Annotated in this window: 20 protein-coding genes and 3 pseudogenes; 17 read left to right on the top strand and 6 right to left on the bottom strand. The window is 69.7% G+C overall.

The window, feature by feature from the left end; translation table 11 throughout:
• The first annotated feature begins 3 nt into the window (after positions 1-3).
• The 3 genes from RNB18_RS20990 to RNB18_RS20980 all read left to right on the top strand — a co-directional run bounded on the left by RNB18_RS20990 (position 4) and on the right by RNB18_RS20980 (position 2,662).
• Positions 4-897 (top strand): dihydrodipicolinate synthase family protein, encoded by an 894-nt coding sequence (locus tag RNB18_RS20990; protein ID WP_311715608.1) that lies wholly within the window; start codon positions 4-6, stop codon positions 895-897.
• Between the two features lie 20 nt (positions 898-917).
• Positions 918-1,919 (top strand): proline racemase family protein, encoded by a 1,002-nt coding sequence (locus tag RNB18_RS20985; RefSeq protein WP_311715607.1) that lies wholly within the window; start codon positions 918-920, stop codon positions 1,917-1,919.
• A gap of 65 nt (positions 1,920-1,984) precedes the next feature.
• Positions 1,985-2,662: a GntR family transcriptional regulator gene (locus RNB18_RS20980; RefSeq protein WP_311715606.1), complete on the top strand. Its 678-nt coding sequence runs from the start codon at positions 1,985-1,987 to the stop codon at positions 2,660-2,662.
• Between the two features lie 30 nt (positions 2,663-2,692).
• Here RNB18_RS20980 and RNB18_RS20975 read toward each other — a convergent pair whose 3' ends face one another.
• From RNB18_RS20975 to RNB18_RS20960, 4 genes are all read right to left on the bottom strand, one after another.
• Positions 2,693-4,171: a cellulose-binding domain-containing protein gene (locus tag RNB18_RS20975; protein ID WP_311715605.1), complete on the bottom strand. Its 1,479-nt coding sequence runs from the start codon at positions 4,169-4,171 to the stop codon at positions 2,693-2,695.
• Between the two features lie 353 nt (positions 4,172-4,524).
• The gene (locus RNB18_RS20970; RefSeq protein ID WP_311715604.1) at positions 4,525-5,844 is read right to left on the bottom strand and encodes a radical SAM protein; all 1,320 of its coding nucleotides are present in this window, start codon (positions 5,842-5,844) and stop codon (positions 4,525-4,527) included.
• Between the two features lie 62 nt (positions 5,845-5,906).
• Positions 5,907-6,605 carry a pyridoxamine 5'-phosphate oxidase family protein gene (locus tag RNB18_RS20965; RefSeq protein ID WP_311715603.1) on the bottom strand — a complete coding sequence of 233 codons (699 nt, stop codon included), beginning with the start codon at positions 6,603-6,605 and terminating at the stop codon, positions 5,907-5,909.
• Between the two features lie 38 nt (positions 6,606-6,643).
• Positions 6,644-7,651: a hydroxyacid dehydrogenase gene (locus RNB18_RS20960; protein WP_311715602.1), complete on the bottom strand. Its 1,008-nt coding sequence runs from the start codon at positions 7,649-7,651 to the stop codon at positions 6,644-6,646.
• A gap of 108 nt (positions 7,652-7,759) precedes the next feature.
• Between RNB18_RS20960 and RNB18_RS20955 the strand changes: the two genes are divergently transcribed.
• The 10 genes from RNB18_RS20955 (at position 7,760) to RNB18_RS20910 (ending at position 21,634) form a co-directional block, all read left to right on the top strand.
• Positions 7,760-9,013, top strand: coding sequence for a D-arabinono-1,4-lactone oxidase (locus RNB18_RS20955; protein WP_311715601.1), 1,254 nt, complete (start codon positions 7,760-7,762; stop codon positions 9,011-9,013).
• Positions 9,014-9,128: 115 nt separating this feature from the next.
• On the top strand, positions 9,129-10,373 hold the full coding sequence (locus RNB18_RS20950; RefSeq protein ID WP_311715600.1) for an ROK family transcriptional regulator: 1,245 nt from the start codon (positions 9,129-9,131) through the stop codon (positions 10,371-10,373).
• Between the two features lie 411 nt (positions 10,374-10,784).
• The gene (locus RNB18_RS20945; RefSeq protein WP_311715599.1) at positions 10,785-12,644 is read left to right on the top strand and encodes a glycoside hydrolase; all 1,860 of its coding nucleotides are present in this window, start codon (positions 10,785-10,787) and stop codon (positions 12,642-12,644) included.
• A gap of 230 nt (positions 12,645-12,874) precedes the next feature.
• Positions 12,875-14,137: an ABC transporter substrate-binding protein gene (locus tag RNB18_RS20940; RefSeq protein WP_311715598.1), complete on the top strand. Its 1,263-nt coding sequence runs from the start codon at positions 12,875-12,877 to the stop codon at positions 14,135-14,137.
• A 20-nt stretch (positions 14,138-14,157) separates the two neighbouring features.
• Positions 14,158-15,126, top strand: a complete 969-nt coding sequence (locus tag RNB18_RS20935; protein ID WP_311715597.1) for a carbohydrate ABC transporter permease — start codon at positions 14,158-14,160, stop codon at positions 15,124-15,126.
• Positions 15,123-15,989, top strand: coding sequence for a carbohydrate ABC transporter permease (locus RNB18_RS20930; protein ID WP_311715596.1), 867 nt, complete (start codon positions 15,123-15,125; stop codon positions 15,987-15,989). Before RNB18_RS20935 ends, RNB18_RS20930 begins: the two co-directional genes overlap by 4 nt.
• 25 nt (positions 15,990-16,014) lie before the next feature.
• Positions 16,015-18,879 carry a glycoside hydrolase family 2 TIM barrel-domain containing protein gene (locus RNB18_RS20925; protein WP_311715595.1) on the top strand — a complete coding sequence of 955 codons (2,865 nt, stop codon included), beginning with the start codon at positions 16,015-16,017 and terminating at the stop codon, positions 18,877-18,879.
• Positions 18,880-19,018: 139 nt separating this feature from the next.
• The gene (locus RNB18_RS20920) at positions 19,019-20,023 is read left to right on the top strand and encodes an ABC transporter ATP-binding protein (protein WP_057610992.1); all 1,005 of its coding nucleotides are present in this window, start codon (positions 19,019-19,021) and stop codon (positions 20,021-20,023) included.
• A gap of 1 nt (position 20,024) precedes the next feature.
• A complete protein-coding gene (locus RNB18_RS20915; protein WP_311715594.1) occupies positions 20,025-20,828 on the top strand; it encodes an ABC transporter permease in 804 nt (267 codons plus the stop codon).
• A 5-nt stretch (positions 20,829-20,833) separates the two neighbouring features.
• A complete protein-coding gene (locus tag RNB18_RS20910; RefSeq protein ID WP_062036493.1) occupies positions 20,834-21,634 on the top strand; it encodes an ABC transporter permease in 801 nt (266 codons plus the stop codon).
• 27 nt (positions 21,635-21,661) lie between these two features.
• On the opposite strand, the gene RNB18_RS20905 is transcribed toward RNB18_RS20910, so the two are convergent.
• Entirely contained in the window at positions 21,662-22,924 is a 1,263-nt protein-coding gene (locus tag RNB18_RS20905; protein WP_311715593.1) for an MFS transporter, read from the bottom strand.
• A 173-nt stretch (positions 22,925-23,097) separates the two neighbouring features.
• Here RNB18_RS20905 and RNB18_RS20900 point away from each other — a divergent pair.
• Positions 23,098-23,295: pseudogene (locus RNB18_RS20900) on the top strand (hypothetical protein); the annotation flags it as partial.
• Positions 23,296-23,353: 58 nt separating this feature from the next.
• Here the strand turns inward: RNB18_RS20900 and RNB18_RS53735 are convergent.
• A pseudogene (locus RNB18_RS53735) lies at positions 23,354-23,425 on the bottom strand (hypothetical protein); the annotation flags it as partial.
• Here RNB18_RS53735 and RNB18_RS20890 point away from each other — a divergent pair.
• From RNB18_RS20890 to RNB18_RS20880, 3 genes and pseudogenes are all read left to right on the top strand, one after another.
• Entirely contained in the window at positions 23,409-23,573 is a 165-nt protein-coding gene (locus RNB18_RS20890) for a hypothetical protein (protein WP_311715637.1), read from the top strand. The pseudogene RNB18_RS53735 and the gene RNB18_RS20890 sit on opposite strands and share 17 nt — an antisense overlap.
• A gap of 41 nt (positions 23,574-23,614) precedes the next feature.
• Positions 23,615-23,719: pseudogene (locus RNB18_RS20885) on the top strand (class F sortase); the annotation flags it as partial.
• Positions 23,720-23,908: 189 nt separating this feature from the next.
• Positions 23,909-24,196, top strand: a complete 288-nt coding sequence (locus RNB18_RS20880) for a hypothetical protein (protein ID WP_311715592.1) — start codon at positions 23,909-23,911, stop codon at positions 24,194-24,196.

Below are 24,196 nucleotides of genomic sequence, written 5' to 3'. Positions count from 1 at the left end.
CACATGACCACCAGCCTTCGTCCGTGGCGCGGAGTTCTCGTCGCCACCGCCCTCCCGTTGAACGACGACCTGTCGGTGAACTACGCCAAGTACGCCGAACACTGCGCCTGGCTGGTCGAGAACGGCTGCGACGGCGTCGTACCGAACGGCTCGCTCGGCGAGTACCAGGTACTCACCCCCGAGGAGCGGGCCAAGGTCGTCGAAACGGCCGTGGCCGCGATCGGCGGCGAGCGGGTGATGCCGGGCGTCGCCGCGTACGGCTCGGCGGAGTCCCGCCGCTGGGCCGAGCAGGCGCGGGACGCGGGCTGTGGGTCCGTGATGCTGCTGCCGCCCAACGCCTACCGCGCCGACGAGCGGTCGGTCCTCGCGCACTACGGCGAGGTCGCGAAGGCGGGTGTGCCGATCGTGGCGTACAACAACCCCATCGACACCAAGGTCGACCTGGTGCCGGAGCTGCTGGCCACACTGCACTCCGAGGGGTTCATCCGCGCGGTCAAGGAGTTCTCCGGTGATGTCCGCCGCGCCTACCAGCTGGCCGAACTCGCCCCGGAACTGGACTTGTTGATCGGAGCCGACGACGTCCTGCTGGAGCTCGCGATCGCGGGGGCCAAGGGCTGGGTGGCCGGCTATCCGAACGCGCTCCCCAGGGCCTCCGTCGAGTTGTACCGGGCGGCCGTGGCCGGCGACCTCGCCACCGCGAAGAAGCTGTACGAGCAGCTGCACCCGCTGCTGCGCTGGGACTCCAAGGTCGAGTTCGTGCAGGCGATCAAGATGTCGATGGACATCGTCGGCCGGCACGGCGGGCCCGTGCGTCCACCGCGCGTCCCCCTGCTGCCCGAGCAGGAGGCGGTCGTACGGGCCGCCACGGAGAAGGCCGTCGCCGCGGGACTCGCGTAACTCGTCAAGGAGAGCGGACCATGCGCAGCAAACTCGTCCTGCACGCCGTCGACTCGCACACCGAGGGCATGCCGACCCGTGTGATCACCGGCGGCATCGGCACGATCCCCGGCGCGACCATGAACGAGCGCCGGCTGTACTTCCGTGAGCACCGCGACGACATCAAGCAGCTCCTGATGAACGAGCCGCGCGGGCACTCGGCGATGAGCGGCGCGATCCTCCAGCCGCCGACCCGCCCGGACTGCGACTGGGGTGTGGTGTACATCGAGGTCTCGGGCTATCTGCCGATGTGCGGACACGGCACGATCGGGGTGGCGACCGTGCTGGTGGAGACCGGCATGGTCGAGGTCGTCGAGCCGGTCACCACGATCCGGCTCGACACCCCGGCGGGCCTGGTCGTCGCCGAGGTCGCGGTGGAGGACGGCAGGGCGAAGCACGTCACGCTGCAGAACGTGCCGTCCTTCGCCGTCGCCCTCGACCGCAAGATCGCACTGGCCGACGGGCGGACGGTGACATATGACCTGGCGTACGGCGGCAACTTCTACGCCATCCTGCCGCTGGACCAGTTCGGGCTGCCCTTCGAGCGGGCCCGCAAGGACGACATCCTGAAGGCGGGGCTGTCCCTCATGGAGGCGATCAACGCCGAGGAGGAGCCCGTCCACCCCGAGGATCCGTCCATCCGCGGCTGTCACCACGTCCACCTGATCGCGCCCGGCGCGACCGCCCGCCACTCCCGGCACGCGATGGCCATCCACCCCGGCTGGTTCGACCGCTCCCCCTGCGGCACCGGCACCAGCGCGCGCATGGCCCAGCTGCACGCGCGCGGCGAACTCCCGTTGCACACCGAGTTCGTGAACGAGTCCTTCATCGGGACGCGGTTCACGGGCCGGCTCCTCGGCACCACCGAGGTGGCGGGCCGCCCCGCCGTCCTGCCCAGTTTCACCGGGCGGGCGTGGATCACCGGCACGGCCCAGTACCTGCTCGACCCGACCGATCCGTTCCCGGCGGGATTCGTCCTGTGAGCCCCGAGGGCGTCGAGGATAATGCCGGGTGCCGCGTGACATTGCACCACTAGGAGATGCCCCTCATGGCCGCCCAGCGATCCAGCACCCCCGCCCTGCCCGTCCTCGGCGGCAAGAAGAGCAGCTACCGGGAGCGGGTCGCCGACGCCCTGCGGGCCGCGCTGATCGCGGGCGAACTGCTCCCGGGCCAGGTGCACTCGGCGCCCGCGCTCGCCGCCCGCTTCGGTGTGTCGGCCACCCCCGTGCGCGAGGCCATGCTCGACCTCGCCAAGGAGGGCCTGGTCGACACCGTCCCCAACAAGGGCTTCCGGGTCACCGCGGTCTCCGAGAAGCAGCTCGACGAGTACACCCACATCCGCTCGCTCATCGAGATCCCGACCATCGTGGAGCTGGCCTCGACCGCCGACCCGGTCTCCCTGGAGGCGCTGCGCCCCGCGGCCCGGGAGATCGTCCAGGCGGCGGTGTCCGGTGACCTCATCGCGTACGTCGAGGCCGACACCCGGTTCCACCTCGGCCTGCTCGCCCTCGCGGGCAACGCCCACCTGGTCGAGGTGGTCGGCGACCTCCGCAAGCGGTCACGGCTCTACGGCCTCACCCCGCTGGTGAAGTCCGGCCGCCTGCTGGCCTCCGCCGAGGAGCACCTCGAACTCCTCGACGCGCTGATCGCCCGCGACGAGCAGGCGGTCCACGCGGTGATGACCCGGCACATCGGACACGTCCGGGGGCTGTGGGCGGCCAAGTAGGCGCGACAGCCCCCGACTGGGCCGAAGGCGTCAGGACTTCGCGCACTCCCGCCCGTTGAGGGAGAAGTGGTACGCCGGGGCGTTCCTGCCCTGCCAGGACGCGAGGAAGCCGACGGAGAGCGAACCGTGCGCCGGGACCGACTTGTTGTAGTCGGCGGCGCTCGCGGTGACCTTCGCACCGCTCTGGGTGAAGCTCCCGTCCCACATCTGCGTCACCTTCTGGCCGTCCTTGAAGGACCAGGTGACCCGCCAGTCGCTGAGCGCCTCGGTGGTGGTGACGGTGACGGCGCCCTGGAAGCCGTCGGGCCACTGGTTGACGAGGGTGTACTCGACCTGGCAGGACGGTGTGACGCTCACGCTGGGCTCCGGTTCCGCGGCACCGGCGGAGGAGGTCCCCTGGGGTTCCGGGTCGGAGTTCTTCGCACCCGTGGACTCGGACGGGTTCCCGCTGGGCGTGTGCGACGGACCCGCCGAGCCGGGCGCCCGGGACGTGGCGGCGGGGACCGACGAGCTGGGGTTGGCCACCGGCTGGCCGTCGGCGGAGGTAGCGGTGCCGGGCTTGGCGGCACTGTTCCCCGTGTCGCCTCCCGGCATCATCGAGACGGCGAGGGCGAGCAGGGAGACGAGGACGGCCGCGACGAGCAGTCCGTTGCGCACGACCTTCGCCTTGTGCGCGCCGGGGTTCGGGGGCCCGCTCTCCAGTGCCTCCGGGCGCCCCGCGCCAAGGCGTACCTCGGCGGCCCGGCGGCGGCGTTCCAGATAGGCGAGCCCGCCCCAGCCGATCACCCCGCCCGCGAGGGCCGCGGGCAGCCCGCCGCCGTGCAGTCGAAGACAGGCTGCGGCCTCCGCGCACTGCCGGCATCTCGCGAGGTGGTGGGAGAGGTCGTCCGGGGTCTCGCCGGAGGTGGACCGGGTGACCGCGTCCAGCAGCCGGGCGTAGCTGCGGCACTGCGCGTCCATCGGCATGTCGAGATGGTTGCGGTGGCTGCGGTCCCGGAAGAGGCCGCGCACCTGGGCGAGTTCGTCGCCCACGCTGGCCGGGTCGAGGCCGAGCCGGCGGGCCACCGCGGACAGCGGCAGCGCCTCCACCTCGGCCAGCCACAGCAGTTCGGCGTCCGCTGCCTGCAGATCGCGCAGTCCGCGCAGCGCGATCGGCCGCTGGAGCGGTGGGCCGGTGTAGCGGGCGGCCTTGTCCGAGTTGAGCCACAGCCGCAGATCGGGGTCGAGCCGGTGGCCCAGACCCTGTGTCTCCCAGTCCGCCGCCGTCGTGCGAACAGCGGTCAGCAGCAGAGGTATTCGGGGCAGCCGGGCCGGACGGCGGCCGGCGCCGCGGGAGGCGGCCTCCGCCTCACGGGCCTCGCGCATGCCGAGGGAGAACGCCTCCGTGGCCAGCTCGGTGGCGGCGGTGGAGCCGGCCGTGCACAGATCGGCGTACGACAGCACGGCATCCCAGCACTCGGAGAACAGCGCGGCCTCGGCGGCGTCCTGGGGGGTCGGCAGGTCGGGCATGGGTCTCCTGCATCCAAAGCGAGGTCAACTCGCCATACTGGCAAAGGAGTTGGGGGGAACCTCGCGGCAGGACAGGAGCCTTTCACGTCTCCCACACAACTGACAAGCAGGCTATTCAAATCGGTTACCGAGGGTTCGCGCCAGTGGTCGGAGCGCACGACCGGGAGCGCTGTTACGAGAGTTATACGGAAAGAACGCCGGGAAATCTCGATACCGGGTGCAACTCATCGCGAAAATGTGCGGAGCGGCGACCACTCCGGTCACCTTGTCGATAAATCCTTCGACACAGCCGAGTGGGCCGCGGACCCAAAGGTCTCCGCGGCCCACGCCCTATCCGTTTCGGCGGTGCCGAGTTACACCTCGACCGGCTCCTGCGCCGGAAGGCTGTCCATGAAGGAGCTCACGGAGAAGACGGCACGGCCGGGTCCGGGCGGGCCGTAGCCGGGAGGCGAGGACAGTCCGAAGTCGTCCATCGTCTGGCGATAGGCCTGGAGCAGCCGGATGTGGTACTCCAGCGGCGCGCCCTGCGGGTTGGCCTTGCCGAGCGGGGTCGTGGGTTCCGGGCACCACGTGGTGAAGCGGGGTGTGATGCCCTGCGACATGAAGAAGCGCAGGCCCTCCGTCGTGGACGCGATCGCCTCGTCGACCGTCTTGAAGCCGAACGGCTCGGCCATCTCCACGCCCGCCACGAAATTGGGGATCACATTGCGCGCGCCGAAGATCTCCGCCGAGTCCAGGATCCGCTTGTGCCACTCGTCCCGGCCGACATACCGCTCCTTGCCCGGGCAGTACATCTTGAACAGATACTCGTCCCACACCTCGTAGTTGGGGTGGTAGATCTGCACGCCGTAGTCCTTGAAGCGCTGCACGTCGTCCTTCGGCAGCGCCTGCGCGACGACCTTGCCGATCCAGCGGCCCGGGAAGTGCTCCTCGATGGCCTTCGCGTACATGCCGTAGAAGTCGGCCTCGTCCCGGCCCTGGAGCTTCGAGGTGATCGCGCCGCCGGTGAGCGTGTAGGCGGTGGAGATCTTGTCGGTGTCGTACCGGTTGATGATCTCGAGCGCCTCCAGGACCTCGTCCACGTCCTTGACGCCCGTGTACGGCCGCCCCGCCGCCTTGTGCTGGCGCCAGTTGTGGTTGATGTCGCAGTACTGGCACTCCTCCTTGGCGCCGAAGTACTGGCACACCCGGAAGACGGTCAGATAGATCAGGTAGCCCCACTGGATGGTCGGGGCGACCTCCATCACGGACTTCCCGTTGGAGAGCTTGTGCCGGTAGTACTCCGGCATCGGCGGCACACCCACGTCGGCGATCCGCTTGCCGTCGAGGTAGAGCCCGAGCATGCCGGAGTCGTCGGCCGCCACGCGGTAGGGCGAGGCGGGGTTCACCCGCACCGACACCACGGTCCGCCTGAGGTCGTACGGCCCGCCGGTGAGGATGATCTCCTCCGGCGGGCGCCGCAGCGCGGCCTCGCCGAGCTCCGGCAGCGTGCCGTGGTCGAAGGAGAAGATGAAGTACGACTTCGGCTTCATCTCCCCCGACTCGTTGTCGCTGAGGGCGGACGGGTCGAAGGCCACGCCACCTCGCAGCAGGTCCTCCTTGAAGACGGCTTCCCGCGGCACCTGCGGAAACCGCTCCATCAGATCCTCGACCAGCGCGGTACGGCTGCCCATCCCGTGTCTCCTCCCGGCTCAGACGTACGACCGACTCCTCACGGTATGCCCTCGCACCGACATCACCCGTGCCGGGTCCCCTCACGGCGAGCTATATGGGTCGGTACGGGCGTTTCCTGCGGCAGGAGCGGGTCGGGAACAGGCGCCTCCCACGTCGAGGTGAGCGGAAGCACACCGGCCCACAGCCCCAGCGCCGCGTCGGGTCCGTCGCCGTCGTCGGGCGCGCCGGTGCGGATCTTGACGGAGGCCTCCTCCAGGGAGACGGCGAGCAGGGTGGTGGCCGCGAGTTCCTTGCGGCTCGGCTGCCGGGCATACGCCCACTGCCCTGGCGCCGCGTGGTCGGTGAGCAGGCGCAGGCCCGCCAGCTTCTCCTGCGGGTCGGTCACCTTGCGGGCCTCACCGTGGATCATGGCGCTGCGGTAGTTGACGCCGTGCTCGAAGACGGACCGCGCGAGGACCAGCCCGTCGACGTGCGTGACCGTGACGCAGACCGGCGAACCGCCCGCGAGGCTGCGGCCGGCCACCGAGCCGTGCACGTACAGGTGTCGCTCGTCCCACCCGTACACCGTGGGCACGACCAGGGGCCGCCCCTCGACCACCACACCCAGATGACAGACGAACCCCGCGTCGAGGATCGCCTCCAGATCGGCCCGGTCCAGGCTGCCCTGTTCGCGCAGGCGGCGATGCCGGGTGAGCTCGGTCTGCGGGAGGGAGGCGGGGAGGCGTTGCGGGTGAGGCTCGGGGTGTGTGTCGGGGCTCATGACCAGGCAGGCTACTGACCAGGCAGGCTGCCGACGCCTCAGGCCCCGCGCTCCAGAGCCTCGAACGTCACCGGGAACGCCACCCCTGCCCCGGACACCACCCGCTCGGCCTCTCCTGCGACCGCCAGGCCCAGCCGCGCCAGTTCGTTGCCCTGCGATCCCGCGAGGTGCGGCGTGACGAAGGCACCCGGGAGCTCGTGCAGCGGCGAGTCGGCGGGCAGGGGTTCCGGGTCGGTGACGTCGAGGACCGCGGAGAGGCGACCTGTTCGCAGTTCCGCGACGAGGGCGTCCGTGTCGACGAGCGACCCGCGCGCGGTGTTGACCAGCACCGCTCCGTCCGGCATCAGGGCCAGCTCGCGGCGACCGATGAGATGCCGGGTCTCGGGGGTCTCCGGGGCGTGGACGGTCACGATCTCCGAGGTGCGCAGGAGCTCGTCCAGCGGCAGCAGCGGGACGCCCAGCTCCGAGGCAGCGCTCTCGTCGACGTAGGGGTCGGTCAGGCCGACCGAGAGGTCGAACGGCCGCAGCAGCTCGATCACCTTCCGCCCGATCCGGGACGCCCCGATCACACCGACCCGCCGCCCGTGGTTGCCGATACCGGGCACGATCCCCCAGCCGGGAGACGCCCGCTCGGTGCGCAGCCGCTCCCGGCGCACGAAGACGTCCTTGCCGGCGAGCAGGATCACGGCGAGCGTGTACTCGGCGACGGGCACCGCGTTGGCCTCGGCCGCCGAGGACACGGCGATCCCGCGCCGCCAGATCTCGGGAGTGGCGAAGCCCTTGACCGACCCGGCCGAGTGCAGGACGGCCCGGAGTTTCGGGGCCGCGTCGAGGACGGCCGCGTCCAGGCGGGGGCAGCCCCAGCCGGTCACGAGGATCTCGGTGCGGGCCAGGACGTCCGCGAGTGCCGGGTCGGCGAGGTCCTCGGCCACCAACCCGGGATCGATGTCCACGGACTCCCGCAGCCGTGCCAGCACCTCGGGCGGGAAGACGAGCGGCACGTTCTCGGCGGTCATGGCGAACAGCGCCTGGGGTCGCTCGGGCAAGGTGGTGATCCTCCAGACCGACGGAAAGCTTGTAGTAACCGCTCTCTACGGTAGGCCCCGACAAATGAGAGGGTCAACGCATACACACTTCCGGGAGGAACGACGGACATGTCGGAGACGATCACCAACTGGGCGGGGAACATCACCTACTCCGCCAAGGAACTGCACCGGCCGTACTCGCTCGACGGGGTCGCCGCCCTGGTGGCGGGCAGCGCGAGCGTGCGGGTGCTGGGCAGCGGGCACTCCTTCAACGAGATCGCCGAGCCCGGCCCCGAGGGCGTGCTGCTGTCGATCGCCGACCTGCCGCCGGTGATCGACGTGGACACGGCGGCCCGTACGGTACGGGTCTCGGGCGGCGTCCGCTACGCCGAACTCGCCCGCGTGGTGTACACCCACGGTCTCGCGCTGCCCAACATGGCTTCACTGCCGCACATTTCCGTGGCCGGCTCGGTGGCGACCGGCACCCACGGCTCGGGCGTGGGCAACGGTCCGCTCTCGTCGGCCGTGCGCGAGGTGGAGCTGATCACCGCGGACGGCTCCGTGCTGGCCATCGGCCGGGACGACCCGCGCTTCGGCGGGGCGGTCACCTCGCTGGGCGCGCTCGGTGTCGTCACCGCGCTCACCCTGGACCTCGTGCCCTCCTTCGACGTGGAGCAGTACGTCTTCACCGAACTCCCCCTCACCGGGCTGGACTCGGCGACCTTCGGGACGGTCATGGCCTCGGCGTACAGCGTCAGCCTGTTCACCGACTGGCGGGCGCCGGGCTTCCGGCAGGCATGGGTCAAGCGGCGGACGGACCAGCCGCTCGCCGACTTCCCCTGGGCCGCGCCCGCCACCGAGAAGATGCACCCGGTGCCGGGGATGCCCGGGGTCAACTGCACCGAGCAGTTCGGGGTGGCGGGCCCCTGGCAGGACCGGCTGCCGCACTTCCGGGCCGAGTTCACGCCGAGCAGCGGAACGGAGCTCCAGTCGGAGTACCTGCTGCCGCGCGAGCACGCCGTCGAGGCGCTGCACGCGGTGGACGGCATCCGGGAGACGGTCGCCGGGGTGCTCCAGATCTGCGAGGTGCGGACCGTGGCCGCCGACGAGCAGTGGCTGAGCCCCTCCTACGGCCGGGACACCGTGGCCTTGCACTTCACCTGGATCGAGGACACCGCGGCCGTCCTGCCGGTGGTGCACCGGCTGGAGGAGGCGCTGGACCCCTTCGACGCGCGGCCGCACTGGGGGAAGGTCTTCACCACGCCCGCGGACCTGCTGCGCGAGCGCTACCCGAGGCTCGGCGACTTCCGGAAGCTGGCGCGTGAGCTGGACCCCGAGGGAAAATTCGCCAACGCCTTCGTCCGGACCGTACTCGCCGACTGACTTTATAAAGCCCCTTTCCTAACCCCTTGTACAAAGTCCCCCGCAGCCCATAATCTTGCGCCGCGCCGGTGCCACTGTCGTCCCGGCATGAGCGAAGGGATGGGGGCCGGCCCCGATGAAGCGCACATCACGTGACATCCGCACCGCGAACCGCTACGAGGTGTTGCGCCAGATCATCGCCGAGTCGCCCACCTCCCGGCAGGAGCTGGCGGCGGCCACCGGGCTGAGCCTGGCCACGGTCGCCACGCTCGTGGGCGAGCTGCTCGACCTCCGCATGATCACGGAGGTCGGGTTCGAGGAATCGGCAGGCGGGCGCCCCCGGGGGCTCGTGGCGGTCAACGCGTCGGGGGGCGCGTTGATCGGCGTGGACATCGCGGAGACGTACGTCCATGTCGAGCTGTTCGACCTCGCGCTGAACGTGCTGGCCCGCGCCGAGGAGGACGTCCGCCCCGGCGAGAGCCTCCCCGAGCAGCTGGTCGGCCATGTCGCCGCCGCCGTCGGCTCGGTGGTCACGCAGGCCGGGATCGAGGGCGCCCGGGTGCTCGGTGTCGGCGTGAGCGTGCCGGGGCAGGTGGACCGCGCCACCGGCATCTCGGAGTACGCGCCCAACTGGGACTGGCACGACGTGCCGCTGGTCGACCTGCTCTCCGAGTACATCGCCTACCCGCTCTACCTGGACAACCCGCTGCGTGCCGTCGCCGTGGCCGAGCTGTGGTTCGGGGCGGCGCGCGGGAGCGGGAACGCCGTGGTGGTCACCCTCGGGACCGGCGTGGGCGCCGGGCTCGTCCTGGGCGGCGCACTGCATCGCGGTGTCTCCAACAGCGCCGGCGAGTGGGGCCACAACACGATCGTCCTGGACGGACGCCTGTGCCGCTGCGGCAACCACGGCTGTGTGGAGACGTACGTGGGCGCGCCCGGGATCATGCTGAACCTGCGCGAGCTGAGCCCCGACAGCGAGCTGCTGCACCCGGGCGACCAGACGGCGACGATCGCCGCGCTGGCCCAGGGGATGCTCACCCAGGACCCGGTGGCGGTCAGGGTCGTCCGGCACACCGCCCGTTATCTGGGCGCCTCCATCGCGCACCTGGTCAACCTGTTCAACCCCGAGGTGGTCGTGCTCAGCAGCTGGGTCGCGGCCGCCCTCGGCGAGCCCCTGGTCGCGGAGGTGCGCGAGGCCGTCGCCCGGCACGCGCTGCCCCGGCCGATGGCCGCCACCGAGATCGTCCTCTCCCCGATCCCGACGGACCCGGCGTGTCTGGGCGCGGCGACGTTCGCGCTCGAAGGGGCGCTCCAGTCGGTCGGGCAGAGGTCTGCGAAACGCACCACCCCGGCAAGGACGAAGACGCACGACCCCCGCTAGGAGCCGTACCGCACCACCTTCATGACGACGGAAGGGATGCACGTGTCTCACCGTTCCTCTGGACGGAGCAGGAATGAGCCCGCTCTGCCGCACGCCCCGAACGGTCTTGGGCGCTCCCCCACTGCCTTAAGGGCGTGGGAGGTACCCCCAGGTCCCCGGCGTACTCGACCCCGAGGCAGCGACACGGATCCTGTCCGTGGTCCGATCCCGGGAGGCCAGTTCCCTCACGATCTGGCCAGTTGGGTACGGCCAGAGGCGACGGGGAGGCCCCGAACCATCGCTCCGGTGGAGACGGGGGCCCCGCACGCTGGCGCCGTACCCGGCGTCCCAGATCGCACGATCACCGTAGCCCGAACGGCCCAGCACACCGCAAGCCCAGAAGCCGACCATCACACGATCGAGGTAAACCACGTGCGCGCTCCCCGGAGAGCAGCTGGCAACCCCCACCGCACGAGATCGGCCCTGCTGACAGCCGCAGCCGCGTTCGCTGTCGCGGGACCCCTGATATCCGCCCCGCCCGCCTCGGCCGCCACCCCCACGGTGGCCGAGGTGTCCCCGCACGCCGCCCAGACCATCGACAACATCGGTGCCTCGGGCGCCTGGTGGGTCAACGACCTGAAGAACTTCGACCCGAAGGTCCAGGCCCGGGTGTCCAAGCTGCTGTTCTCCAAGGACGGCCTGGCGCTGAGCAGTTACCGCTACAACATCGGCGGTGGCGGCACCGGCGTGACCTACGCGCCGCGCGCTCCCGAGGACTTCCTGAAGGACGACGGGTCGTACGACTGGAGCAAGGACAAGGCGGGCCGTACCTTCCTGTACGCGGCCGCCAAGTACGGCGTGAAGGACCTGATCGCCTTCGTCAACAGCGCGCCCGCGCAGTGGAAGACCAACGCCAAGAGCTGCGGCGGCTATCTGAAGGCTGAGAACACGCAGGACTTCGCGGACTACGTCGCGGACGTCACGGACCACTTCGTCAAACAGGGCGTGCGGTTCGACTACATCAGCCCCTTCAACGAGCCGACCAACAGCTTCGGCGACTGCGGCCAGGAGGGCATGCTGGTGCCGGTCGACCAACGCGACGACATCGTGCGGGCGTTGGGCGCCGAGCAGCAGGCCCGGGGTCAGAGGACCGGCATCATCGCGGACGAGTCCAGTAGCACGGTGAGCTTCAACACCGAGGTCCCGCAGTGGATCTCGCAGCCGGACACCGCCCAGTACGTCGACAAGCTCGCCCACCACACGTACAACAATCCGGGCGACGACCAGCGGGCGAAGATCTACGAGACGTCCAAGTCGGTCGGCAAGCAGTCCTGGTCCACGGAGATCTGCTGCTTCGGCAACGGCGGCACGGGCTGGGCGCAGGAGTACGACCCCACGATCGACGGTGGTCTGAACCTCTCCCGGATCATCTACAAGGACTTCGCGACCGCGCACGACTCGGCGTTCCAGTGGTGGGTCGCCCTGTCGGAGCAGATCGGCTCCGACCCCCTCGCGAAGAACGCCGAGGGCTGGAACGACGGCCTGATCTACTACGACCCGAACTACGCCACCAACGGCAACCAGACCCTGTACTACACCAAGCGCTACTACGCGCTCGGCCAGTACAGCAAGTTCGTCCGGCCGGGCTCGGTCGCCCACAACGTGACCGGTGTACCGGACGGCGTCGAGGTGTCGACGTACGACGACCACGGCAAGTGGGTCGTCGTGGTCAACAACCACAACACCACCGACACCGCGGTAAAGCTGCACTTCAACAGCAAGGCGCCGGTCCGCGCGAGCAAGGCCGTACGGACCTCGGCGACCGAGAGCTGGGCGAACGTGGCGAAGCCGTCGGTCAAGGGCGGCACAGCCTCGGCGACCCTGCCGGCCCGGTCCATCACGACGTACGTCCTCGACCAGAAGGGCCACGGCACTTCGGCGGTCACGGGCGCGCTCCAGGGCAAGCAGTCCGGCAAATGCCTGACCGCGAACGCCTCGGGTGCGGTGATCAGCAGCTGCACGGGCGGGTCCGAGCAGGTGTGGTCGTACGACGCGAAGGGCCGCCTGAAGGGCGTGAACGGCTATCTGACTGCGGGGAGTTCGGGGCTCACGACGAGCCCGGAAGCGACCCGTGACGGCAGCCGGCAATGGCTGCTGAACTCCAACGGCCAAGTCGTCAGCGAGGCGTCCGGCACCTGCCTGGACGTCGGCGGACAGGCGACGGCCGAGGGCAGCAAGGTCGGCCTGTGGTCCTGCAACGGCGGGACCAACCAGGCCTGGTTCAAGCAGTAACACGTCACATCTGCAAGGGGGTTGCGGGCCGCTGGTGCGGCGGCCCGTGACCCCGGGGCGTCCGGTATCCCGAACGCCACACAACGCTTCGTGCAGACTTCGTCCAACCCCTTGCCGAAGCCTTAGCCGAAGGTTAACGTCCCGCACCGCAGGTCCATTTGAGCCACCTGGCGCTGAGCCGCAGAGCCATGGCACAGAGCCGCAGCCGTATTCGAGACAAGGACGTCAGCATGTCGGCATTGAGCAACACCAACTGGAACCGTCGAAACGTTCTGCAGGCCGCGATGGGCCTGGCCGCCGCCGGCGGACTGGCCGCGTGCGGCGGGAACACCGGGCGGAGCAGCGGAGGATCGGGCGAGGCGCTCACCCAGTACTTCCACGCCTACGGCGAGGCGGGCACGGAGCAGGCCATCAAGAAGTACGCGGCCGCGTACAAGAAGGCCAACGTGAGCACCAACTGGATCACGGGCGACAACTTCGAGTCCGCGCTCTTCGCGGCCCTGCTCACCAAGAAGGCGCCCGACGTCTTCGAGTTCCACCCGCAGCTGCAGCTCGTCAAGAGCGGCCAGGTGGCGGACCTGACCGACCTGATCGACCCGGTCAAGGACGACTTCAACCCGAACGACATCAAGTCCCACACGGTCGACGGGAAGATCTACGGGATACGGATGATCGACGACCCGCAGTTCTTCTACTACCGCAAGTCGATGTTCGAGAAGGCCAAGGTCGAGGTCCCCACCACGCTGGAAGAGCTGATCGAGGCCGCCGCCAAGCTCACCACCAGCAAGGTCAAGGGCGCCTTCCTCGGCAACGACTTCACCGCGATCCAGAACGTCATCATCTGGTCCGCCGGTGCCGACACCATCAACGAGAAGAACGAGATCGCCTACCACACGGACGGCGTCGTCGAGGGCCTCAAGCAGCTGCGCCAGCTGTTCACCAGCGGTGACGTGCTCCTCGACGCCCCGACCGACTTCTGGGACCCGTCCTCGCTCAACCAGGGTCTGTGTGCCATGCAGTGGGGCGGCATGTGGTCCATGCCGGCGATGCAGCAGGCGCTCGGCGACGACCTCGGCATCTTCCCGTTCCCGAAGATCGGGTCCGCCGGCAAGCAGTCCGTCTACAACGGCGGCTGGTCGATCTTCGTCAACGCCAAGGGCAAGAACGTCGAGGCCGCCAAGGAATACGTCAAGTGGCTGTGGATCGACCAGAAGCAGTACCAGGAGGACTGGGCCACCTCGTACGGCTTCCACATCCCGCCGCGCACCTCGATCGCCAACTCGGCGACCAAGCTCAAGACGGGCCTGCCCGCCGAGGGCGTGAAGCTCTTCACCGACTACGGCCACTTCGACAACATCGCCTACGACCAGACGATGCAGACCGCGTTCGCCGAGGTGATCGCCTCCTCCATCCGTAAGAACGGCAACCCGGAGTCGGCGCTCGACACCTGCGACAAGAAGGTCAACGTCGAACTCAAGAAGCTGTTCGGATAGGCCGCAGGGAACCCCACGACATGTCGACCACCACCACGCGCGGGGTCGCCCAGCCCGCCCCGGCCAAGGCCTCCCCGGCCCGGCCGAGGCGGGGCCTGCGGGGCAACCCCACCTTCAACTTCTGGCTCTTCACCGGGCCCTTCCTCATCGGCCTGGTGATCTTCGTCTTCGTGCCGATCTTCTGGAGCGTCTGGCTCAGCTTCTTCGACGCGCGGTACACCGTCACACCGAGCCACTTCATCGGCTTCGACAACTACAAGCAGATCCTGACCAACAGCAACTTCCCCGACTCACTGCTGACGTTCAGCGTGTTCGCCGCGTTCATCGTGCCGACCACCTGGGCGCTGTCGCTGGGTCTGGCGCTGCTGGTGCACCGGCTGCGGTTCATGCGGGCGTTCTTCCGCTCGGTGTTCTTCCTGCCGACCGCCGTCTCCTACGTGGCCGCCGCGCTGATCTGGAAGATGTCCATCTTCAGCGGCGTCCGCTTCGGTCTGATGAACACCGTCCTCGGCTGGTTCGGCGTCGAGAACATCGCCTATCTGGCCAACCCCAGCCCGCCCTGGTATTGGGTGGTCATCGTGAGCCTGCGTCTGTGGATCCAGTCCGGCTTCTACATGATCCTGTTCCTGGCGGCGCTGCAGAACATCCCGGGCGAGCTGTACGAGGCCGCGGCCATCGACGGCGCCAAGCCGGGCTGGCAGACCTTCCGGTACATCACGCTGCCGCAACTGCGCGCCACCTCGACCGCCGTGATCCTGCTGCTGCTCATTGCCGCGTACCAGGCGTTCGACGAGTTCTTCAACATCATCGGCCAGAAGGCGACCTGGGCCCAGACACCGCTCATGGAGCTCTACAAGGCGGCCCTCGGCACCAGCCAGGACTACGGCGCCGGCAGCGCGGGCGCGGTCATCCTGTCGCTGCTCATCTGCCTCGTCACCCTGATCCAGGGCAAGTTCATGGGCTTCGGAAGGGGGGAGGAGGGCAAGTGACCACCACCGCACCTCAGCTCGGCAAGCAGCGCAGGAAGGGCCGGGACGTCCTCGGCAACGCGGGACTGTACGCAGCCGTCGGCATCGCCGCCCTGCTGTTCCTGATCCCCTTCTACCTGATCGTCCGCAACGCCCTCTCCACGGATCTCGAGATCACGGGCGAGAACTGGAAGGTGCTGCCCTCGTTCCAGTGGGGCAACATCTCCGAACTGTTCCACGACCCCACGGTCGAGTTCGGCCGCTCCATGGTGAACTCGCTGGTCGTCGCCGTCTCGACCACCCTGGGCACCCTCCTGGTGTGCTCCCTGGCCGGCTACGGTCTGGCCCGCATCCCCTACAAGCACGCCAACAAGGTCTTCTACGCCGTCCTGGCGACCCTGATGGTCCCGACGGCCGTGACCTTCGTGCCCAGCTTCGTACTGGTCTCGTCCCTCGGCTGGGTGGACACGTATCGTGGTCTGATCATCCCCGGCCTGTTCAGCGGCTTCACCTGCTTCCTGTTCCGGCAGTACTTCCTGGGATTCCCGAAGGAGCTGGAGGAGGCGGCACGCGTGGACGGGCTCGGCTACTGGGGCGCGTACTGGCGGATCGTCGTACCCAACTCGCTGAACTTCTTCGCGGCCATCGCCACGATCACGTTCATCAGCGCCTGGAACTCCTTCCTGTGGCCCCTGGTCATGGGTCAGGACCCGAGTTCCTGGACCGTCCAGATCGCGCTCTCCTCCTTCATGACCAACCAGACCGTGAACTTCCACCTGATCTTCATGGCCGCCGCCGTTTCCATCCTGCCCCTGGTGTTCGTGTTCCTCTTCCTCCAGCGCTGGCTGGTCCAGGGGATCGCGCAGACCGGCATCAAGGGCTGACACCTCTCTCAGGACCTGGAGACCGATGTCTTTCCGCACGACCAGCGCTTTCGACTACGTCGAGGACGTCTCACCCGGCAGCGGGGCCCTCCCGCCCCGCGCCTGGTACGCCTCCTCCGACGCGAAGGCCCTGCCCCTCGACGGCGCCTGGCGCTTTAGGCTCTCGGCGACCGCCGACGCCGAGGACGACTCCTTCGCCGAGGAGGGATACGACGCCGACGGCTGGGCCGAGGTCACGGTCCCCGGGCACTGGGTCCTCCAGGGAGACGGGGCCTTCGGGCTGCCCATCTACACCAACCATCTCTACCCCTTCCCGGTGGACCCGCCGCACGTCCCCACCGAGAACCCGACCGGTGACCACCTGCGCGTCTTCGACCTGCCGGAGGACTGGCCCGCCGACGGCGGTGCGGTCATCCGGTTCGACGGTGTCGAGTCCTGCGCCCGGGTCTGGCTCAACGGCACGGACATCGGCGAGTTCAAGGGCTCCCGCCTCGCGCACGAGTTCGCGGTCGGCCATCTGCTGAAGCCGAAGGGCAACGTCCTCGCGGTCCGGGTGCACCAGTGGTCGGCCGGGTCCTACCTGGAGGACCAGGACCAGTGGTGGCTGCCGGGCATCTTCCGCGAGGTGACCCTGCTGCACCGCCCGGCGGGCGGCGTCCTCGACTTCTTCGTGCACGCCTCCTACGACCACCTCACGGGCGAGGGCACCCTGCGTGTCGACTCCGACGTCGACGGCCGGGTGCTCGTGCCCGCCCTCGACATCGATGTCGCCACCGGCGAGCCGGCGACCACCCTGGTGGCACCGTGGAGCGCCGAGAGCCCCCGGCTCTACGACGGCGAGCTGGTCACCGAGGGCGAGCGGGTCCCGCTCAGGATCGGCTTCCGTACGGTCGTCCTCGAAGACGGTCTGATCAAGGTCAACGGCAAGGCGGTCCTGTTCAAGGGCGTCAACCGGCACGAGTGGCACCCCGAGAAGGGCCGCACCCTCGACCTGGAGACCATGCGCGAGGACGTGCTGCTGATGAAGCGGCACAACATCAACGCCGTGCGCACCTCGCACTACCCGCCGCACCCGGCCTTCCTGGACCTGTGCGACGAGTACGGCCTGTGGGTCATCGACGAGTGCGACCTGGAGACCCACGGCTTCACCGAGCAGGACTGGCGCGACAACCCCGTCGACGACGACCGCTGGACCCCGGCCCTCCTGGACCGGGCGGCCCGCATGGTCGAACGCGACAAGAACCACCCCTCGATCGTCTTCTGGTCGCTGGGCAACGAGGCCGGCACCGGCCGCGGCCTGACCGCGATGGCCGAGTGGATCCACGCCCGTGACTCCTCGCGCCTGGTGCACTACGAAGGCGACTGGAACTGCCGGGACACCGACGTGTATTCGCGGATGTACGCGAACCACGCCGAGGTCGAGCAGATCGGCAAGGAGCTGGACGGCGGCACCCACAAGCGCCGCGGACTCCCCTTCATCCAGTGCGAGTACGGCCACGCCATGGGCAACGGCCCCGGTGGCATCGCCGACTACCAGGAGCTCTTCGAGAAGTACGACCGTCTCCAGGGCGGCTTCATCTGGGAGTGGATCGACCACGGCGTCAAGCACGCCGAGCTCGGTTACGCCTACGGCGGCGACTTCGGCGAGGAGCTGCACGACGGCAACTTCGTCTGCGACGGCCTGATCTTCCCGGACCGCACACCCTCCCCCGGCCTGATCGAGTACAAGAAGGTCATCGAGCCGGTCCGCATCGACGGCGCCGACGGCACCGTACGGGTCACCAACACGTACGACTTCGCCGACCTGTCCGGGCTCGCCTTCGAGTGGTCGTACCAGGTGGACGGCGAGACGGTCGAGGCCGGCACGCTCTCGGTGCCGGCGCTGGCACCCGGGGAGTCGGCGGACCTGAAGCTGCCGGAGCCGCCCGCGCACGAGGCCGCGGAGGCGCAGTGGACGGTGCGGGCGCTGCTGGCGTCCGACACGGCCTGGGCGCCGAAGGACCACGTCGTCGCGTGGGGCCAGTTCCCGGCTTCCTCAGGGGTACGGCCCTCCGTCGCGCCCACCGACCGGCCGGTGCGCGGCGAGAAGCTGATCACCCTGGGTCCGGCCTCCTTCGACGGCCGTACCGGTGCGCTCAAGGCGATCGGCGGGGTCGCCGTCGAGAGCCCGCGTCTGGACGTGTGGCGGGCGACGACCGACAACGACGAGGGCACGGAGTGGGCCTCCGGCATCCGCTACAGCTCTCTGTGGCGGACCCTGGGCCTGCACAGGATGCGGCACCGCCTGTCCTCGGTGGAACTCGGCGAGGACGCACTGACGGTCCGGACCCGGGTGGCGCCCGCGGCCCGTGAGGTGGGCCTGGGTGTGGTCTACCGCTGGACCTCGGACGGCTCGCGGCTTCGCCTGACGGTGTCCGTGGGCCCCGAGGGCGAGTGGACCCAGCCGCTGCCCCGGCTCGGCATCCGGCTCGGGCTCCCCGAGGCCGACCAGGTGAAGTGGTACGGCGGCGGGCCCGGCGAGGCCTACCCGGACACCAGGAAGGCGTCCATGGTCGGGCGCTGGCAGGCGAGCGTGGACGAGCTGCAGACGCCGTATCTGCGCCCGCAGGAGAACGGCGCCCGCGCCGACGTCCGCTGGGTGGAGCTCGGCGGTCTGCGCATCGAGGGCGACCCGGAGTTCTCGTTCACCGCCCGGCGCTGGACGACCGAGCAGCTGGACGCGGCCGCCCATCTCACCGACCTCACCCCCGGTGACACGGTCTGGGTCAACCTCGACCACGGCCACCACGGCATCGGCTCGCAGTCCTGCGGACCGGGCCCGCTGCCGCAGTACCACCTGCGGGCCGAGCCGGCGGAGTTCTCGTTCGTCTTCTCGGTGCTTTCCCGGTGATCGATTAGTCCAATTCACCAGTGGATTAATCCATTGCCAATGTGATCGAGATTCTGCGACGGTCATGGTGTACCCGCGGCCGGTCGGCCTTCCAAGCCGACCGGCCGCAACTCTTGTTCGCAACAAGGGAGTTCACAGCGTGCCCGGAAGCATCGAGGTTCGCGGCCTGTCCCGCACCTTCCATACCACCGTCCGTCGCCCCGGCCTCGCCGGCACCCTTCGCTCCCTGGTCAACCCGGAGCGGGTCGCCAAGCACGCCGTCTCGGACATCACCTTCGACGTGGCGCCCGGCGAACTCCTCGCGCTGCTCGGCCCGAACGGCGCCGGCAAGTCCACCACCATCAAGGTGCTCACCGGCATCCTCACGCCCACCTCCGGCGAGGCCCGGGTGGCGGGCGTGGTGCCGTACCAGGATCGCGAACGCAACGCCCGTAACATCGGGGCGGTGTTCGGGCAGCGCACCCAGCTGTGGTGGGACCTGCCGGTGCGCGAGTCGTTCTCGATCCTCAGGGACATCTACGAGGTGCCGAAGGCCGAACACGCCGCGCGCCTCAAGGAGTTCGACGACATCCTGGAACTCTCCACGTTCTGGGACACCCGGGTGCGCCACCTCTCCCTGGGCCAACGGGTGCGCTGCGACCTGGCCGCCGCGCTGCTGCACGACCCGCCGGTCGTCTTCCTCGACGAGCCGACCATCGGCATGGACGTGGTGGTCAAGGAGCAGGTGCGGGAGTTCCTGCGCCACCAGGTGGAGGAACGCGGCCGTACGGTCCTGCTGACCACCCACGACATGACCGAGGTCGAGCGGCTCGCCGAGCGGGTCGTCCTGATCAACCACGGCCGGCTCGTCCTCGACGGCAGCCTCGACGAGATCCGCCGCAGGTTCGGCTCCACCTGGCAGGTCCGCGCGACCCTCGCCGACGCGCACACGGACGTCGTCCCGCTGCCGGGCATCGCGGTGCTGCGCAAGGAGGGTCCCCAGGTCGTGTTCGGCCCCGAGAGCCCCGACGGACCGGACTCCCCCACCGTGCACCAGGCGCTGAAGGCGGTCATCGAGCGGTACGAGGTGACGGGCGTCGCCATCGACGAGGCCGACCTCGAAGACGTGATGCGGGCGGCCTACGTCCACGCCGAGGCGGTCTGACATGGCCGTCCTGCACGGCTGGCGCGCCGCCCGCGTCACCCCGCTCGGCGAGCTGCACGCGCCGCCCCGGATGACGGCCGTCCTGGTCCGCCTGGCCGTCCAGGTGGTCCTGGTGGCTTCCCTGTGGCACGGCCTGTACTCACACACCGGCACCACCGCGGGCCTCACCGAGGGCCAGGCCGTCACGTACGCCGTGCTGGCCGTACTCGCCTCCCGCCTCAGGGAGTTGGACCAGTACGCGGGCCGGGACACCGTGCTCCAGCACATGCACTTCGGCACGATCGTCTACTGGTATCTGCGCCCGCTGCCGCCCCAGCGCTACCACGCGCTGCGCGCTCTCGGCGAGCAGGTGTACGGCTTCGCGTGGGCGCTCGGCGGCTACCTGGTCTGTCTCACGGCCGGGGTGGTGGATCCGCCCAGGTCGGCCGCGGTGGCGGGGGTGTTCGCGCTGAGTCTGCTGCTCGGCCAGTGCGTCCTGTACTTCGTGCTGCTCACCCTGGACCAGCTGTGCTTCTGGACGGTCCGCAACAACGCGGCGATGCTGATCCTGATCTTCGCGCAGAACCTGCTGTCCGGTGTGTACGCGCCGCTGTGGTTCTTCCCGGACTGGTTCATCACGCTGAGCACATTCCTGCCGTTCCAGGCCACGTTGAGCGTGCCGCTGTCCCTCTACATCGGGCGCATCCCGCTCTCCGACGCCTTCGAGCAGCTGGCGATCCAGGCGTTCTGGGTGGTGGCGCTCTTCCTGTTCACCCGTTTCCTGTGGCGGCGGGCCGCCCGCCGCGTCATCTCCCAAGGAGGCTGAGGCCAGTGAACGGCATGCGGATCGCGTGGCGCGTCACGCGTCTCAACTTCCGTGCCCAGCTGGAGTACCGCACCGAGTTCCTGCTGATGATCGCGATCGGCGCGATCTGGCAGGTGTCGGTGATCGTGTTCGCCACGGTGCTGCTGACCCGGTTCACCGGGATGGGCGGCTGGGACAGCTCGGAGGTCCTGCTGATCCCGGCGACGAGGATGCTCGCGCACGGACTGTTCGTCCTGTTGCTGGGCCGGGTGCACGGCGCGGGCCGGCAGATCCAGGAGGGCAGGATCGACATCTACCTGACCCGCCCGATGCCGGTGTACCGCCAACTCCAGCTGGCCTTCTTCCCCACGAACGCGATCGGCGACCTGACGGTCGCGGTGGGCCTGATGGTCGGCGCACTGAGCCGCAGCCAGCTGGACTGGACACCGGGCCGCGTCTCCTATCTGATCGCCGCCATCATCGGGGGCATGTTCCTGGAGGCGGCCCTCTTCACGGCGATCACCTGCGCGGCGCTGCGCTTCCCGGCCGCCGACTACTGGAGCCGCTGGCTGGAGGAACTCCTCGGCACCTTCGGCAGCTATCCCCTCAACGTCCTCCCGAAGGCGGTCGGCGGTCTCCTCACCTACGGCCTCCCCCTCGCCTTCGTCGCCTACTTCCCGGCAGCGGTCCTGACCGGCCACGGCCACGACACCGGCGTCCCGTACTGGCTGGCGGCGGTGTCGCCACTGCTGGGCGTGGTGGCGTACCTGGGGTCGCGGGTGCTGTGGGGGTGGAGTCTTCGGCATTATGCGGGGGTGAACGGGTGACGCGGGCCCTGCCCGGAGGACGCGGTCTCAGGCCCGCCGGACGGGGGTGAACAGGGCCGTGATCGCGATCAGTACGCAGCACGCGCCGGCGGCCACACCGACCGGGGCCGTGCCGTGGTGCTCCGCCGCCCAGGTGAGGACGGCCGCGCCGATCGGGGCCGCTGAGTAGTGCAGGGTCCAGAAGGCGGCGGTGACACGGCCCAGGAGCGGTTCCGGGGTGACCTCCTGGCGTAGGGACATGGAGCAGGTGCCCGCCACGGCGACGCAGGCCAGGAAGGCGGCGCTCAGGGCCGCGACGACGGGCACGTCCCGCGCCCAGCCCATGCCGGCGAAGGCGAGCCCGCACACCGCGACCGCGGCCGTCCAGGTCACGCCGAAGCCGAGCCGGCGGCGGGCCCGGGCCACCAGCAGGGCGCCGGTGATCGTTCCGAGTGCGCCGACGGCCATGACGGTGCCGACCGTGTCGTCGCCGTGGCCCAGGTCGTGCTTGAGGTGGTAGATGATCAGGTCGTTCAGGCCGAAGGTGAGGAAGCTGAAGACGAACAGCAGCGCGGTGAGCGTACGCAGGACGGGATGGCCGCGCAGGAAGGTCACTCCGGTCCGCAAGTCCCGCCAGAGGCCTGTGCGTTCGCCGTCGGCTCCGACGGGCCGCGCCCGGAACCGCACGAAGGCCGTGCACACCGCGGACACCCCGAAGCTCGCGGCGTTCACCCCGACGGCGGCGGCCGGCCCGGTCCAGGCGGCCACCATGCCCGCGCACAGCGGGCCCAGTACGCCGGCCGCAGCTGCGGTCGCGTTCAACCGCCCGTTGGCCTCGGTCAGTTGGCCGGTCCCGACGAGACTCCGTACGACGGTGACGTAGCCGACGGCGAACAGTGTGCCGACGGCCTCGCACAGCGGCAGGACCGCGTACAGCAGCCAGACCTGCGGCCCGAACAGCCACACCACCGGGATCACGCCGTACAGCACCAGGCGCACCAGGTCACAGCCGATCAGCAGCCGGCGCCGGTCGACCCGGTCCACCACGACCCCGGCGAACACGGCCGCCACGACCGCGGCCGCCCCGCCCACCGCCGTCAGCAGCCCCATCCGCGCGAGGGAGCCCGTGGCCTCCAGCACCAGCAGGGGCAGGGCGATCAGGGCGAAGGAGTCGCCGAGGACGGAGAGGGTCTGGGCGGCCCAGAAGACGGCGAAGTCCCGTTGCCGCCACAGCGGGCGCGGCTTGTCGTCGGACGACGGGGAAGCCGTACGGCCATCGGGCTCCCCGTCACGCCGCGCCTCGTACGCCATGCCCCTCCCCAGGTCCCGGACAACCTGGGCAACCTTAGGGCCGCCGCCACCGGCACGGAAACGACTTTCTGCGACCGCGCCCGCGCCCCGGGCATCGCGGGACGTGGTGCGACGGGAGTACGCCTAGTCCGTCCGGGCGGGGAGGCCGGGCGAGCCCGACTCCCGTGTGAGGAGAGGGGTTGGGTGCCCGGCGGGCGGCGGTGGTGCTGGGCTGGGACAGCGCCTCCGCTTCCCGTGTCGAGGGAGCGAGGGCACGGCTGAAACGGCTGGTGGAGCGGGGCTGGCTGGTCGAGGAGAAGCCGGGCAGGTACATGCTGCCCGTGCCGGAGCAGGACGCTGCTGGCGCTGGGCGGCCAGGCGGTGGCTCATGAGCATGGTCATCGACCACAGGATGACGGCCTCGCTGGTGTCGGTGCGTCGTTCGTAGTCACGGACCAGGCGCCGGCTGCGCAGAAGCCAGGCGAAGGATCTTTCGACGACCCAGGTGACGCCGACCCTCAACTCGGTGGTGGCCCGCTCCTCCGGCCTGACCGCCGCTGGCACCTACATCGAGATGACCTCCCGCCTGACCGAGCCCCTCCTGTTGGGACTGGCCGGCACAGGGCTCCGCCGGGCCGGGGCAGGGCAGGGCAGGGCAGTCAGCGTTTGACGCGGTTGCGGGCTGCTGGGCGCCAGGCGCACGTCCGCTGCCGCGCCGAACTGCGCCTGATCACCTGCGGCTGCGCCTTCGACCGGCCGAGCCGCGGTTACTCCGCGAACGTCGTCGTCTCGGCGTATCTGACGGGCGGCCGGTAGAACTCGGGGGCAACCCTCGGTGGCCGCCGGATGTCTGAGTGGCTGGGCGGAGCGAGACACGCTCCGCGGGTAAGGGACCCAGGATGATCAACCGCCGACGCATGGCGGGGGCCGTGCTGACCGCCGTCGCGGCCGTCGTCGTCGCATGGCTGCCCGCGACATCCCGCGCAGTCCGCGGACGGTCCGATCGTGCACATCAAGATGCGCCAGGACAAGATCGCGTTGCCCATCCCACCAAGCGATGCTCCGTCACAGGTGAGCTGGCTGCTCCGCAACGACGGGCCCGGTGTCGCGAAGGACGTCACCATCAGCATGGACCTGACCAACGTCAAAAGCTGGCTCATCGTCAACCGCAAGCTGCTGACGACGTCTACACATGGCCCACCCTCGCGGAGGTTGCCGAGGGCGATACCCCCGGCGGCATCGCGAACATCAACCCCAAGCCCGGCACGCCGCGCGGCACCACCGGCACGGTGA

Origin of the sequence: Streptomyces doebereineriae (assembly GCF_031845645.1) — a bacterium.
GTDB lineage: Bacteria > Actinomycetota > Actinomycetes > Streptomycetales > Streptomycetaceae > Streptomyces > Streptomyces canus.
Note: the sequence above shows the minus strand (reverse complement) of the source record. Positions and strands in the feature narration are given on the sequence as shown.

Excerpts from the sequence above, each read along its gene's own strand:
- RNB18_RS20925 (WP_311715595.1), top strand. The coding sequence starts at position 16,015 with ATGTCTTTCCGCACGACCAGCGCTTTCGACTACGTCGAGGACGTCTCA.
- RNB18_RS20935 (WP_311715597.1), top strand. The coding sequence starts at position 14,158 with ATGTCGACCACCACCACGCGCGGGGTCGCCCAGCCCGCCCCGGCCAAG.
- RNB18_RS20915 (WP_311715594.1), top strand. The coding sequence starts at position 20,025 with ATGGCCGTCCTGCACGGCTGGCGCGCCGCCCGCGTCACCCCGCTCGGC.
- RNB18_RS20970 (WP_311715604.1), bottom strand. The coding sequence starts at position 5,844 with ATGGGCAGCCGTACCGCGCTGGTCGAGGATCTGATGGAGCGGTTTCCG.
- RNB18_RS20975 (WP_311715605.1), bottom strand. The coding sequence starts at position 4,171 with ATGCCCGACCTGCCGACCCCCCAGGACGCCGCCGAGGCCGCGCTGTTC.
- RNB18_RS20950 (WP_311715600.1), top strand. The coding sequence starts at position 9,129 with ATGAAGCGCACATCACGTGACATCCGCACCGCGAACCGCTACGAGGTG.
- RNB18_RS20940 (WP_311715598.1), top strand. The coding sequence starts at position 12,875 with ATGTCGGCATTGAGCAACACCAACTGGAACCGTCGAAACGTTCTGCAG.
- RNB18_RS20980 (WP_311715606.1), top strand. The coding sequence starts at position 1,985 with ATGGCCGCCCAGCGATCCAGCACCCCCGCCCTGCCCGTCCTCGGCGGC.
- RNB18_RS20990 (WP_311715608.1), top strand. The coding sequence starts at position 4 with ATGACCACCAGCCTTCGTCCGTGGCGCGGAGTTCTCGTCGCCACCGCC.
- RNB18_RS20905 (WP_311715593.1), bottom strand. The coding sequence starts at position 22,924 with ATGGCGTACGAGGCGCGGCGTGACGGGGAGCCCGATGGCCGTACGGCT.
- RNB18_RS20985 (WP_311715607.1), top strand. The coding sequence starts at position 918 with ATGCGCAGCAAACTCGTCCTGCACGCCGTCGACTCGCACACCGAGGGC.
- RNB18_RS20955 (WP_311715601.1), top strand. The coding sequence starts at position 7,760 with ATGTCGGAGACGATCACCAACTGGGCGGGGAACATCACCTACTCCGCC.
- RNB18_RS20965 (WP_311715603.1), bottom strand. The coding sequence starts at position 6,605 with ATGAGCCCCGACACACACCCCGAGCCTCACCCGCAACGCCTCCCCGCC.